Consider the following 13258-nt stretch of genomic DNA (forward strand, 5'->3'; position numbering starts at 1 on the left):
CGACCGCTACGTCATCCCGCGCCTCATCCGCGAGGGGCACTGGACGCGCGACGAGGTCCTCTCGTGGCGAGCGCGGCGAAGGTATTCAGCACTCCCGGTCCCGGCACGACCGTGAAGACCCCGATCCCGCCGCCCACGCGCGCGAAGCCGTCGGCCATGTACGCGGCGGACTGCTCGTGGCGCGTCACCACGAAGCGCATGGGCGAGGCCGACCTTCCGAGTGCGTCGACGATGCCGTAGATCTGCAGCCCCGGGATGCCGAAGACCGTGTCGACGCCTTCCCGGGCCAGCTGACCGACGAGAGCGTCCGCGCCGGTCGGGCGCGCCTGCGGGTCGTCGCCCGCAGGGACACGGCCCGATGGAACGCCGCCTGGTTCGATGCCGCCCGGATCGATGTGGCCCGGTTCGATGCCGGAGTATGGGGTCACTGCTGTCCTCTCTCTGTACCTTCGGACCTGTGCCGTCGGGGTCTGTACCTTCGGACCTGTGCCGTCGTGCGACGGGGGTGTTCGCGTCCGGGCTCGCCTGAGCTCAGTGCCCGGCGGGAGTCACGATCCAGTACGCGCGGGCGACGTCCCCCGCTGCATGTGCGACCCGGTGCGGCACCTCGCTGCGGAACGTGATGGAGTCACCCGCCTCGAGCAGGTGGCGTTCGTCGCCCAGCTCGACGAGCATCGCGCCCTGCTGCACGATGAGAACCTCGTCGCTGGGGCCGTGCGCGAACGGCTCCTCGCCGGTCGACCCGCCGGGCGCGAACTCGACCTGCAGCACCTCGATGCTCTCCAGCAGACGCGGTGTGACGATCTGCTTGGTCGCGTCGTCCCCGAACGGCACGGTGGCACGCGCGTCCGCCCGGATCACGCGACCGCTGCCGTCCTCGCCACCGTGGAAGAGCTCGGTGAACCCCACGCCGAGAGCGTCCGTGATCAGGCGAAGCGAGCGCACGCTCGCCGCCGACATGCCGCGCTCGAACTGGCTCAGGAAGCTCTCCGACAGCCCCGTCGCCTCGGCGACGGCACGCAGCGTGATGCCCCGCTGCGTGCGGAACCGCCGGATCACGGGGCCCGGCTCTCGGTCGTTCGTCATGCACACTCCCGGTGGGGCCGCCGCCCGCCCACCGGATCGGTCGGTGCCTGGCGTTCTGGACGTGTCTGCTGTCTTCAGTGAATATTCACACAAGTCCTTCGCGCGCGCTACGGCCCGGGGCGCGGGAGCGCCACCGCCGGGCGCGGCGTGCCGCGGTCCCGGCCGCGTCGATGCCGATTCGAGACGATCCCGCCGGCCGCGACACTGACAGGGTGAGAGACGAGAGGAGCCCGCCCGGGCTCCGAGATCCAGGGCGAGGTGGGATGAGCGACGTCAGCGACGCGGCGCTGGTCGCGCGAGCGGCCGACGGGAGCGAGCACGCGTTCCGCCAGCTGTATCGCCGCCATGCCCGGCCGGTCTTCTGGATCGCCCACGGCCTGCTGCGTTCGGTGGCGGACGCGGAGGACGTGACGCAGGAGACGTTCGTGGTCGCGTGGCGCAAGCTGCCGGGGCTGGAGCTGGCGGGCGAGTCGCTGCTGCCGTGGCTCGCGACGATCTGCCGGTTCCAGGCGGCCAATCGGCTGCGCTCACGCCGCCGCGCCGAGACGGACGAGCTCGACGAGCACGCCCCCGATGGGGTCGACGTCGCGCAGCAGGTGATCGACGCCGACCTGGTCGATCGCATCCTGCGCGCCGTCGCGGGGCTCAGCCCGCTCGACCAGCGCATCTTCCGCCTCTGCGTGGGCGAGGGATACGCGTATCAGGCCGCGGCCGACGAACTGGGCGTCGCCCACGGCGTCGTGCGCAATCGTCTCTCCCGGATCCGCTCGAGACTGCGGATCGTCGCCCGGGACGACGAGGTGTGGGAGGAAGCGCGATGAGCGCGGATGACAGCAGGATCGAGTCGCTGCCGGATGTTCCGGAGGCGACGCTCGAGAGCATCGAGGCGCGCGTGTTCGACGCGATCGCGGCCGATCGGGCATCGCGCTCCGCCGCCGCACACCGCCGTCGCCGACTGTGGTCGACCGTGGCGGTCGCTGCGGCGATCCTGGCTGTCGCGGCCGTGATCTCGCCCTCGGTGCTGCAGGGGCTCGGCGGCGGGAGCGGCTCGACATCGGTCGGCGCCGCAGAGTCGAGCGCGGTAGCGCCCGACGCGGCCCCCGACGGGGCGGCCGATCGAGGCGCCGGCGCGGATGCCGGATGGGACGCACTGGCCGACGGCCCGACCTCCGGCAGCGCCGAGGCAGGGGTCGGGTCCGAAGCGGAGGGCTCCGACGAGGCGGCGCTGGCCGAGCGCGAGGTGATCCGCACCGGAACGGCGAGCGTCGTGGTCGATGACGCGGCGTCGGCGGCCGACGCCATCGTGCGGCTCGCGGGCGAGCACGCGGGATGGGTCGAGCAGCTCTCGATCGGCGCCGACGGCGCGCTCAGCCCCCTGGAGCGGACGGGCGACGCGGTCCCCGTCCCCGTGCCGCACGACGGCGGGTACGTGGCCATCCGCGTCCCTGCGGATGCCCTCGACGCCGTGATGGGCCGCCTCGCCGACATCGGCGAGGTCACGAGCACGCGGGTGGCGACGCAGGACGTCACGGCGCAGGCCGTCGATCTGCGGGCACGCATCGACGCCGCGCGGGCGTCGGTCGAGCGGCTCACCGAGCTGCTCGCTGCCTCGGGCAGCGTCGGCGAGCTGGTGAACGTCGAGGGCACCCTGTCGGAGCGCCAAGCGGATCTGGAATCGCTCGAACGCCAGCTCGAGTCGCTCGAGGGACAGATCGCCATGTCGACGCTCTCGATCTCGCTGCTCAGCGACGCGCCGCGCGTGGAGCCCGATCCGGCGGGCTTCGGCGACGGCCTCACGGCGGGCTGGAACGGGCTGCTCGCCACGCTGAACGGCGTCGTGGTCGGCGTGGGATTCCTGCTGCCCTGGCTCGGCGTCCTCGGCCTGACGTGGCTGATCGTGTGGGCGGTGAGACGCGCGGCGCGCCGGCGCAGAGCCGCTGAGGAGTGACCGCCTCTCGGGCCCACCGCGCCCCGCCGCAGGACGCACCCCCGGGCGGGCGACCTATCCTGATATGCCGGGTCCTCTCGGCGATGGATGCTCCTCCCCCCTCTTCGCGCATCCACACCGCCTCGGGCCCGCTGTCGCACGACCGACCGCCGATCCGAGGAGCACCCGTGGCCCCGTCTCATCCGTACGCATCGAAGCCCTGGCTGTCGGCCTATGCGGAGGGCGTGCCCGCCGACATCGATGAGGTGTCGCAGACGCTCGTCGACATGCTGGATGCGAGCGTGGCGCGATTCGGCGGCAAGCCGGCTCTCGAGTTCTTCGGCGCGGTGACGTCGTATCGCGACCTCGGCGCCGCGGTCGAGCGTGTGGCGGAGGGCCTGCGTCGGCAGGGAGTCGGTCCGGGCGACCGCGTGGCGATCATCCTGCCGAACTGTCCCCAGCACGTCGTGGCCTTCTACGCGACGCTGCGACTGGGGGCGATCGTGGTCGAGCACAACCCGCTGTACACGTCCGACGAGCTGCGCCGGCAGTTCGAGGACCACGGCGCGCGTCACGCGATCGCGTGGGACAAGGTGGCCGACACCGTGGCCGCGCTCCCGGCCGACGTGCGCCCCGGCGTGATCGTCGCCGTCGATCTGACCGAGGCGCTGCCTCTGGCGAAGCGCATCGCGCTCGCACTGCCCGTGGCGAAGGCGCGCGAGGCCCGCTCCAAGCTCACCGCACGCCCCGCCGCCGCGGGTGTGCTCCCGTGGCGGGCCCTCGCCCGGGCGGGACGACTGCCCGGCTCGACGCCCGCTCCGACGGTGCGGGACGTCGCGCTGCTGCAGTACACCAGCGGCACCACCGGCGCCCCCAAGGGCGCGATCCTCACGCACCGCAATCTGCGCGCAAACGCGATGCAGGGCGAAGCATGGGTGCCCGGACTGCGCCCGGGCGATGAGACCTTCTACGGCGTGCTGCCGCTTTTCCACGCCTACGGCCTCACGCTGTGCCTGACCTTCGCCATTGCGATCGGCGCGAGGCTCGTGCTGTTCCCGACGTTCGACCTGGGGCTCGTCGAGGACGCGGCCCGCAAGAGCCCGCCGACCTTCCTGCCGGCCGTGCCGCCGATCTACGACCAGTTGGCGCGAGCGGCCTCCCAGGGCCGCCTCGACCTGTCGACCGTGCGGTACTCGATCTCGGGGGCGATGAGTCTGCCCCTCGCCACGGTGGAGAGGTGGGAGAAGCTCACCGGAGGCCTGCTCATCGAGGGCTACGGCATGACCGAGGCCTCCCCGGTCGCCCTCGGCAACCCGTTCGGTCCCAAGCGCCGCCCCGGCGCGGTGGGGGTGCCCTTCCCGAGCACCGAGATCCGTGTCGTCGACCCCGAAGACCCGTCGGCCGACGTGCCGGTGGGCGAACGGGGCGAACTGCTCGTGCGCGGCCCGCAGGTGTTCCAGGGGTACTGGAAGCGCCCCGAGGAGACGGCTGCGACGCTGCTGCCGGGCGGCTGGCTGCGCACCGGCGACATCGTGACGGTCTCGGGCGACGGCTTCGTCACGATCGTCGACCGCCTCAAGGAGATCATCATCACGGGCGGTTTCAACGTGACGCCGAGCGAGATCGAGCAGACGCTCGAGGCGCACCCCGACGTCGCCGAGGCGGCCGTCGTCGCCGTGCCCCGAGGCGATGGCACAGAGGCGGTCGCCGCAGCGGTCGTGCTGAACGACGGCGCACTCCTCGACGTCGCGGCCCTGCGCGAGCACTGCCGCGCCACGCTGGCGGACTACAAGATCCCGCGGCGCTTCGTCGAGATGGACGACCTTCCGCGCTCGCTCATCGGCAAGGTGCTGCGGCGGGAGGTGCGCGCGCGCATCCTGGGGGGCCGCGCGAAGGGCTGACGTGCGCCGCACCGCCGGCGTTTCACGGCGGGCGCCCGCCGGGGCGCCCCGCCGTGAAACCACAAAAGCCGAGGCCCGGATCTTTCGATCCGGGCCTCGGCTGAATGTGACCCCAGCGGGATTCGAACCCGCGTTACCGGCGTGAGAGGCCAGCGTACTAGGCCGCTATACGATGGGGCCGTGCTGTGAGATCCTTTCCGGATCTCCGTTCCCGTTTCCGGCAACTCAAAGAGTATGACACGACATCCGGGCGGTGAACAAATCGGGGCGCCATCGCGACGCATCCCGCGCGTGTCGCACCCCGACGCCCGCAGGATGGGGCCGATCCGCTCGACGGAAGCCCGCGGATGGTTGACTCGAGCCATGCGCATCACGAAGCACGAACATGCCGCACTCCGCGTCGACGCCGAGGGCCGCACGCTGCTCATCGACCCGGGATCGTTCACGTCGCCGCTCTCCGACCTTCACACGCTCGACGCGATCGTCATCACCCACGAGCACGCCGACCACTGGACGCCCGAGCAGCTCGCGCGCATCTTCACCGCGGCGCCGGATGTGCCGATCTACACGACCGCCGCGGTCGCGACGGCGATCGAGGACCACCTGCCCGCCGTGGTGCTGCCGGGCGACGTGATCGAGGTCGGGCCGTTCACGCTGCGCTTCTTCGGCGGCGCGCACGAGCAGATCCACTCGAGCCTCCCGATCGTCGATAACGTCGGCGTCCTCGTCAACGACGAGCTCTACTACCCCGGCGATTCGTACGCCGTGCCGGAGGGCGTCGCGGTGGGCACGCTGGCCGTGCCTGTCGGCGGGCCCTGGCTGCGCCTGGGGGACGCGATGGACTTCGTGCTCGATGTGAAGCCCACACGCGCGTTCGGCACGCACGACATGACGCTGTCGGTGACGGGCCGCCGGATGCACCTCAGCCGGCTGCAGTGGGCGACCGAGCAGAACGGCGGCTCGTTCCATCCGCTCGATCCCGGGGACAGCCTCGAGATCTGACGGCTAGGCCGTCGGCGTCGGCTGCACGGGCTCGGCGATGCTCACATGCACCACGTCGCCCACGAGCTCGAGTCGGATGACCGTGCCGTCGGGCAGCCCGCCCATGGACTCGGACGTGAAGGGATAGCCTCCCCCGAGCCCGCTTCCCACGACGAACACGTCGAGGATCGGCGTCAGCGGATCCGGCACGCAGAACGCGTTGACGTAGTCGCGTGGGCGGTTCAGCACGCCGATGCCCAGGCACCGCTGCCCCTCGCCCTGGTCCCACGACCGCACGTCGATGCTCTCGTAGGAAGCGTGCAGACGCGCATCGCGGGGCGCCCAGTCGACCGCCTCCCGATCCTCGCTCACGACCTCGAGCCGGATCTGGTCCATCCCTCGCCCGCCTGGTGCGGACAGCGCCAAGACCGTGGCCAGGCCGCCGGCGAGCAGCGCTCCGGCCGTGAGGCCGGCCACGGCCCAGCGCCAGGGCGTCGTGCGACCATCCGTGCCGGACGGCTCACGCCCCTCATCCGGCACGGCCGCGGCCTGCACGCCCTCCCCTGCGGCCACGGCGTGAGGCTCGTCCGCAGGCCGCGGCGTCGCCGGCACGCCCACGACTCCCGCCACGGCGGGCGCCCCGTGCGCGGACGGGGCTGCCCCCGGCGCCGCCTGTCCCCGCGCCGCCTCCCCGCGCGCCGCCTCCTCCAGCGCCTGCAGTCGTGCGAAGCCCGCCGCATCGAGGTCGGCGTGCGGACCGTAGGCACGCCGACGCAGCTCGGCGAGCTCGGTGACGTCGTGCACGCGCTCATTCAAGCAGGCGCCGGGGCGCCGCGCCGGAGGCCGTGCGGCCGGCGGCTCCCAGGGAGTGGCGGATGCGAGACCGGATCGTTCCCGGCGAACGAGCGCCTGAACCGTAGGATCGCGACATGATCTCCAGCACCGTGCGCGCGACGGCGGCGCACGATGCGGCGACCACGGGCTCACACCGGCGCACGCCCGACGCGCGCACGCGCTCGATCTGGCTCACGCAGCTGGCACTCGCGGCCAGCGTCGTCGTGACGTCCCTGGTGGTGCAGGCGCTCACACCGGGTCGCATCACCAGCTGGACGTTCACCACCGGCGTGGCGGTCATCCTGGGCATCACCATGGTCGCTCTGGCGTCGCCGTGGCGGCGCCTGTCGCGAGACGTCGTGCTGGTGATCCCGCTCGTCGATCTCGTCGGCATCGGCCTGATGGCGGCGGCCGACGACCTGCGCCTCAGCTTCCTGTGGGTGTTCCCCGTCACCTGGCTGGCGACGCACTTCTCGCTGGGGGCCCTCGCGTCGGGGCTGTCGATGATCGTGGCCATCATGCTCGCGGACGCGACGCTGTCGGGCGGCAGCGACACGGTCGCGCTGCGCGTGACCATCGTGACGCTGTGCCTGACGTTCATCGGCCTCACGGCGCATGCGACGGCGCGGCAGACCCGCGCCTTCAAGCGCCTGCTGCGCGGCCAGACGGCGCGCATGCAGAACACGCTCGAGCGGGTCAGCGAGCAGGAGCGCAGCGTCTCCCTCATGCTGAACGCCATCGACGTCGGCATCGTGCGCCTGTCGGCGCACGGCGAGCTGCTCGCGGTGAACGACACGTACGCGCGGCTGTACGGCATCGATCCGGGCGACCCTTCCCATCCCGCGCGCGCCGTCGAGTACTTCGAGCGCGAGGGACGCGCTCTGCCCGAGCAGGCCCGGCCGCTCGTGCGCGCCGCGGCGGGCGAGGCGTTCGACGACGAACGCGTGTGGCTGTTCGACGCAGCGGGCAACTGGCGAGCCCTGTCGGTCGCTTCCCGCCTGGTCGACGGCGGCGAGACCGAACCGCCGTCGCGCATCCTGATCGTGCACGACGTGACGGCGCTGATCGAGTCGGAGCGGGCGCGGCAGCAGATCGCGTCGGTCGTGTCGCACGAACTGCGCAATCCCCTCACGGCCGTCATCGGCCACGCCGAGCTGGGTCTCGAGCAGTACGGCGTGCCGACCGCGATCCGCCGCAAGTTCGAGACGATCCATCGGGCGGGCGAGCGGATGGAGCGGATGCTCGCCGAGGTGCTGCAACGGCCGGCGGGACCGGCTCCCGACCGCGAGAAGGCTGCGGTCGACCTGCGTTCGATCGTCGAGAGCTCGCTCGAGTCGTTCGCCCCGGCCGCCGCCGCGCGCGGCGTCGACGTGCGACTGGAGGCGCCGGTCCCGCTGCCGGTCGCAGGTGACGGGTTCCGGCTGCGCCAGGTGATCGACAACCTCGTCAGCAACGCGATCAAGTACACGCCGCGCGACGGCCTCGTACGCGTCGTGTGCGGGGTCGACGGCGACCGCGCGACCGTCGAGCTCTCCGACACGGGCATCGGCATCGCGCCCGAGGATCTCCCCCACGTGTTCGACCCGTACTTCCGCGCCGGCACCGCACTGGAGAGCCGAGCCCCCGGCACGGGCCTGGGCATGGGCATCGCCCGCGAGATCGTCTCAGCGCACGAAGGCACCCTCGAGGTCGCGAGCGACCTCGGCACCGGCACCACCGTGACCCTGTGCTTGCCCGCGTCGAAGGTGGAGGCCCCCGCATGACGACCGTCTACACCGACTTCGGCCTCCCCCAGATCACCACGGCGACCCTGGCGTTCGTCCTGATGGTCTCGCTCGGGTTCCTGCCGCGGCCCACGCGGTCGACCCTCTTGTGGTCTCTGGCCTTCCTGGTCGCGCTCGTGTGCGCGTCACTGACGACCGCCGCGGCGCAGCTGGACCTCGAGACGCTGCGACGCGCGACGCTCGGCGCGATGCTCTCGCCGTGCGTCCTGATCTGGTCGGGCCTGCGCGCATGGCGCGGGGTGCGGCCGCATTCGTGGCTCATCATCCCGGTGGGCGGGCTGTCGGCCATCGTCCTGGCGACCGTTCCCGACGGCGATCCGTTCGCCATCGCCTTCCGCCTGGTGTATCTCGCAGCGGGCGTCTTCCCCGCCTTGACGGTGATCGAGCTGACCCGCATCCCGGAACGGCGGCAGCGGATGCTCATCCCGCTCATCGTCGTCTCGATCGCGTTCGTGCTGATCGCCGTCGTGAACACGATCGTGCTGCTGCTGCCGGCGCATGGATCGCAGGACCTCACCCTCACGCGCAACGTGAACACGGTCGGGATGATCGTCAACGTCGTCGCATCGCTCGTGACGCTGCTGTGGCTCGCCCAGCGGTCGGCATCGCACGAGCGGCACGACCCCGCCCACTGGTACCACTTCTCCATCGTCGCGCAGGACCGGCTCTCGCGCGCACGAGAACACGGCGAGCGTTCCTGGTCCCTGCTGAGCGTGCGGCTCGACGACACCGCGGATCTGCGCCAGGCGTGGGGCGAGACGGCCTTCGACGACCTCGCCGAGGCGTTCGAGCGTCGCGTGCGCCGGGCCTTTCCCGCCGAAGCGGACATCGGCCACCGCGCGCCCGGATGGCTCGTGGTGCTCGTGCCCCGGGCGACCGAGGTGCTGCGCGAACAGGTGCGCGGGCTGCTGCAAGACGTCGTGTCGATGGACAGCGATGCCGGCGCCACGGTGCAGCTCTCGGCGAGCGTCGGCTGGGCGTCGGTCTCCGACGCCGGGTACAACCTCGACCGGCTCGTCCGCGCGGCCGACGGCGCGCTCGAGGTCGCCGCGGCATCCGGCGGCGACCGCTGGGAGCGCGTCTCCGCCTGAGACCGCCCCGGCGCTCCGCTCTTTCCGCGAGTTGTCCCCTCTTACCGACACCTCGCGGCAAGCGTCGACCCCGTTTCCGCGAGTTGTCCCCTCTTGCCGACACTCGCGGCAAGCACCGGCTCTCAACGCGCCCGGCGCTGCATGCTCGCTCGTGGAGCGGGGCCCGTCAACCCTCTTCCTCGCGCTCCCGCGCGGGCACAGGCTCAAGCCCCAGCCCGTCCGTGACGCTCATGAGGAGTACCGATGTCCAGCAGTGAGATGAAGAACATGGTTCAGACCGAGATGGCGACGACCTCCCGCCTGAACCCCGTGGCGATGCTCCGGCGATGGGGGGTGCGCAGCAGCCACGCCTACCTCGGAGCCTTCCTCTCGATCGGCCTGTCGGTCGTGTCGTGGCTCCTGTCGCAGGGCAAGGACAACCCCCGCTCGCAGTCCGACCGCTGGGGCCTCTTCGTCGGCGAGTGGGCGCCGACGCTGTTCGCGCTCGGGGTCGCTCTCAAGCTCGAGGAGGAGTGAGGCTTCGCCGGCACGACGTCGGCCGCCAGTCGGCGTCCGCCCGTGGCGGGAGACGTACTGGCAATCCGCGCCGCGAACGAGAAAACCCCCGCAGGAGCGGGGGTTTTCTTCAAGCTGGGGTACCTGGACTCGAACCAAGAACAACTGAACCAGAATCAGCCGTGTTGCCAATTACACCATACCCCAAGAGGCATCCGGCCGAAGCCGTACCGAGGGTCTAGCTTACCCGACGACTCGGGAGCGGCCAAACCGGACGCCGCACCATGGCGTGTCGCGTCAGCCGGCGAGCTTCTCGACCAGCGCCTGGAGGCGGCGGATCGACGCCTCCTTGCCCAGCAGCTCCATGGACTCGAACAGCGGGGGCGAGACGCGGCGACCCGAGATCGCGACGCGCGGCGGGCCGTAGGCCACGCGCGGCTTGAGCCCGAGCCCGTCGATCAGGGCGGCCGACATCGCGCCCTGGATCTCGGCGGCACGGAACCCGTCCGCCGGCACCGGCTGCAGAGCCGCGATGCACGCGTTCAGCACCTCGGCGGCATTGTCGGGCAGGCCCGCGATCGCGTCGTCGTCGTAGGCGACCTCGTCGACGAAGAGGAAGCCGAGCAGGCCTGGCGCGTCGCCCAGCAGCGGCAGGCGCTCCTGGATGAGCGGCGCGGCGGCCGAGATCAGGGCCTTCTGCTCGTCGGTCGGGTTCTCCCCCACCACACCGGCCGTGATCAGGTACGGCGTGATGCGGGCGGCGAAGTCCTCCGGCTCGAGCATCCGGATGTGGTCGCCGTTGATCGACTCGGCCTTCTTCTGATCGAAGCGGGCCGGGTTCGGGTTGACATCGGCGATATCGAACGCCGCGACGAACTCGTCGAGCGAGAACACGTCGCGGTCGGGGCCGATCGACCAGCCGAGCAGCGCCAGGTAGTTGAGCAGGCCCTCGTGGATGAAGCCCTTCTCGCGCTGCAGGAAGAGGTCGGCGCGTGGATCGCGCTTCGACAGCTTCTTGGTGCCGTCGCCCAGCACGAGCGGCATGTGACCGAAGCGCGGGATGAAGGTCGTGATGCCCGCGTCGATCAGCGCACGATACAGGACCAGCTGGCGCGCGGTGGACGGCATCAGGTCCTCGCCGCGCAGCACGTGCGTGATGCCCATGAGCGCGTCGTCGACCGGGTTCACGAACGTGTACAGCGGCACGCCGTTCGGGCGCACGATCACGTAGTCCGGGAACGAGCCGGCCGGGAACGTCACCTCGCCGCGGATCAAGTCGACATAGGTCAGATCCTCGTCGGGCACGCGCAGGCGCAGCGCGGGCTGGCGCCCCTCGGCGCGGAAAGCGGCCTTCTGCTCGTCGGTCAGGTCGCGGTCGTGGTTGTCGTAGCCGAGCTGCTTGGCGCGCCCGTTGGCCTCGTTGCGGGCGTCGATCTCCTCCGCCGTCGAGAAGCTCTCGTACACGGCGCCGCTCGCGATCAGCTTGTCGAGCACCTCGCGGTAGATGTCGTGGCGCTGCGACTGGCGGTACGGCGCGTGCGGGCCGCCGACCTCGACGCCCTCGTCCCAGTCGATGTGCAGCCAGCGCAGCGCATCGAGCAGCTGCTGGTAGCTCTCCTCGCTGTCGCGCGCGGCGTCGGTGTCCTCGATGCGGAAGACGAGCTTGCCGCCGTGATGGCGCGCGTACGCCCAGTTGAACAGGGCGGTGCGGACGAGGCCGACGTGCGGAAGGCCGGTGGGCGACGGGCAGAACCGCACGCGCACATCGGCGCCGGTCGCGGTCGTGGTGCGGGGATCGGGTGCAGAAGACATCGGATCCAGCTTAGTTCCCGCGCCTGCGCACCACCCGCGCTCGTCTCGCGGGACGCCTCACCGGCGGCCCAGCGGAGACAGGACGATGGTGGCGAGGACGAGGGCCAGGGCGAGCAGCGCGAGCGTGCCGTAGCCGGCCCACCCGAGCACCAGGCCCGCCAGCACCGCGCCGAGCGCGGCCGATGCCGTCATCGTGGTGTCGCTCAAGCCCTGGCGCCGCGGGCGCTGGGCGACCGGCGTGCTCTCGGTGAGCAGCGCCGAGCCGGCGACCGTCGCGGCGCTCCACCCCAAGCCCAGGAGGAACAGTGCCACGACCACCGCCGCCTGCACCGTGGGCCACAGCGCCGCCGTCAGCAGCGCGGCCACCAGCAGCCCCTGGCCCACGAGCACCGTCGGGACGCGGCCGATCCTGTCGGCGAGATAGCCGAACAAGGGCGAGGCGCCGTACATCCCGAGCACGTGCAGCGCGATCGTCGTGCCGACGAGCAGCGTGACGCTCGTCGAGGCCGCCCCGTCACCGCCATGGGCGGCGTGCCCCGCAGCCGCACCGACGGCGAGGTGAGACAGGTGCACGGGGGTCATGGCCATCACGGACGCCATCACGACGTGCGACGCGGCGACCGCGAAGATCGCGTAGCGCGCCGCGACGGGCCGATCGGCCTCCGTGATCGCAGGCCCGGACGACGCCGCCGCACGGGCGAGGCGCTGCGCGAGCGTCAGGGGGTCAGGCCGCAGCGCGACCAGGTAGAGCGTCAGCGCCGCCAGCTGCGCGATGATCGAGAACAGATAGGCGCCGGTCAGCGGCGGCATGCCCACGACCGCGCCGAGCGCCTCACCGGGCGTCAGGAGCAGCGGTCCGAGGACGCCGCCGACCGTCGTCGCCCACACCACGGCGCCGAGGTCGCGACCGCGCCGCTGCGGCACTGCGAGATCGGTCGCGGCGAAGCGAGACTGCAGGTTGCCGGCGTTGCCCGCGCCGATCAGCACGACCCCGACGAGCAGCAGCGGGAACGACCGGATGGCCGCAGCCGTGATCACCGTGGCGATGCCGACGAGGGCGAAGAGGTTGCCGAGCGTGAGCGCGAAACGCCGGCCACGCGCGCCGGCCAGTCGCGCGAGCGGGATGGCGCACAGAGCGGCCCCCAGCGTCACCGACGCCGTGGCGAAGCCCGACAGCGACTCCTGTCCGGAAAGATCGGCGGCCAGGAGCGCCCCCAGCGACACCGTCGCGCCGAACGCCACGCCGCCGAGCACCTGACCGGCCGCCAGCACTCGCACGGTGCGCGCCTGGATGCGGGCGACCTCCTGGATGCCCGGCTCCGCGACGGAGCCCGCGGCGCCTGTCAT

12 protein-coding genes and 2 tRNA genes are annotated in these 13258 nt (G+C 71.9%); 7 read left to right on the plus strand and 7 right to left on the minus strand.

The window, feature by feature from the left end:
- Nucleotides 1–23: 23 nt before the first annotated feature.
- On the minus strand, nt 24–428 hold the full coding sequence (locus ABTW64_RS09545; protein ID WP_350621715.1) for a thiamine pyrophosphate-binding protein: 405 nt from the start codon (nt 426–428) through the stop codon (nt 24–26).
- Between the two features lie 103 nt (nt 429–531).
- On the minus strand, nt 532–1086 hold the full coding sequence (locus tag ABTW64_RS09550; RefSeq protein ID WP_350621718.1) for a helix-turn-helix domain-containing protein: 555 nt from the start codon (nt 1084–1086) through the stop codon (nt 532–534).
- 263 nt (nt 1087–1349) lie between these two features.
- On the opposite strand from ABTW64_RS09550, the gene ABTW64_RS09555 reads away from it, so the two are divergent.
- From ABTW64_RS09555 to ABTW64_RS09565, 3 genes are all read left to right on the plus strand, one after another.
- The gene (locus ABTW64_RS09555; protein ID WP_350621720.1) at nt 1350–1907 is read left to right on the plus strand and encodes an RNA polymerase sigma factor; all 558 of its coding nucleotides are present in this window, start codon (nt 1350–1352) and stop codon (nt 1905–1907) included.
- Nucleotides 1904–3034 (plus strand): DUF4349 domain-containing protein, encoded by a 1131-nt coding sequence (locus ABTW64_RS09560; RefSeq protein ID WP_350621722.1) that lies wholly within the window; start codon nt 1904–1906, stop codon nt 3032–3034. Before ABTW64_RS09555 ends, ABTW64_RS09560 begins: the two co-directional genes overlap by 4 nt.
- Nucleotides 3035–3117: 83 nt before the next feature.
- Nucleotides 3118–4914, plus strand: coding sequence for a long-chain-fatty-acid--CoA ligase (locus ABTW64_RS09565; RefSeq protein ID WP_502892319.1), 1797 nt, complete (start codon nt 3118–3120; stop codon nt 4912–4914).
- Nucleotides 4915–5021: 107 nt separating this feature from the next.
- Here ABTW64_RS09565 and ABTW64_RS09570 read toward each other — a convergent pair.
- Nucleotides 5022–5094: transfer RNA gene (locus ABTW64_RS09570), tRNA-Glu, on the minus strand.
- A 183-nt stretch (nt 5095–5277) separates the two neighbouring features.
- Between ABTW64_RS09570 and ABTW64_RS09575 the strand changes: the two genes are divergently transcribed.
- Nucleotides 5278–5916, plus strand: a complete 639-nt coding sequence (locus ABTW64_RS09575) for an MBL fold metallo-hydrolase (RefSeq protein WP_350621727.1) — start codon at nt 5278–5280, stop codon at nt 5914–5916.
- 3 nt (nt 5917–5919) lie between these two features.
- Here ABTW64_RS09575 and ABTW64_RS09580 read toward each other — a convergent pair whose 3' ends face one another.
- Entirely contained in the window at nt 5920–6699 is a 780-nt protein-coding gene (locus ABTW64_RS09580) for a hypothetical protein (RefSeq protein ID WP_350621729.1), read from the minus strand.
- A 125-nt stretch (nt 6700–6824) separates the two neighbouring features.
- Here ABTW64_RS09580 and ABTW64_RS09585 point away from each other — a divergent pair, with 125 nt between their 5' ends.
- The 3 genes from ABTW64_RS09585 to ABTW64_RS09595 all read left to right on the plus strand — a co-directional run bounded on the left by ABTW64_RS09585 (nt 6825) and on the right by ABTW64_RS09595 (nt 10120).
- Nucleotides 6825–8492: a sensor histidine kinase gene (locus ABTW64_RS09585; RefSeq protein WP_350621731.1), complete on the plus strand. Its 1668-nt coding sequence runs from the start codon at nt 6825–6827 to the stop codon at nt 8490–8492.
- A complete protein-coding gene (locus ABTW64_RS09590; protein ID WP_350621733.1) occupies nt 8489–9604 on the plus strand; it encodes a GGDEF domain-containing protein in 1116 nt (371 codons plus the stop codon). Before ABTW64_RS09585 ends, ABTW64_RS09590 begins: the two co-directional genes overlap by 4 nt.
- 243 nt (nt 9605–9847) lie before the next feature.
- Complete coding sequence (locus tag ABTW64_RS09595) at nt 9848–10120, plus strand: hypothetical protein (protein WP_350621736.1); 273 nt, start codon at nt 9848–9850, stop codon at nt 10118–10120.
- Between the two features lie 114 nt (nt 10121–10234).
- On the opposite strand, the gene ABTW64_RS09600 is transcribed toward ABTW64_RS09595, so the two are convergent.
- The 3 genes from ABTW64_RS09600 to ABTW64_RS09610 all read right to left on the minus strand — a co-directional run bounded on the left by ABTW64_RS09600 (nt 10235) and on the right by ABTW64_RS09610 (nt 13258).
- A tRNA-Gln gene (locus ABTW64_RS09600) sits at nt 10235–10306 on the minus strand.
- A 90-nt stretch (nt 10307–10396) separates the two neighbouring features.
- On the minus strand, nt 10397–11911 hold the full coding sequence (gltX, locus tag ABTW64_RS09605) for a glutamate--tRNA ligase (RefSeq protein ID WP_350621739.1): 1515 nt from the start codon (nt 11909–11911) through the stop codon (nt 10397–10399).
- 57 nt (nt 11912–11968) lie between these two features.
- Nucleotides 11969–13258 (minus strand): MFS transporter, encoded by a 1290-nt coding sequence (locus ABTW64_RS09610; protein ID WP_350621742.1) that lies wholly within the window; start codon nt 13256–13258, stop codon nt 11969–11971.

The sequence above is a fragment of the Microbacterium sp. NPDC096154 genome, from assembly GCF_040302945.1.
Lineage (GTDB): Bacteria > Actinomycetota > Actinomycetes > Actinomycetales > Microbacteriaceae > Microbacterium.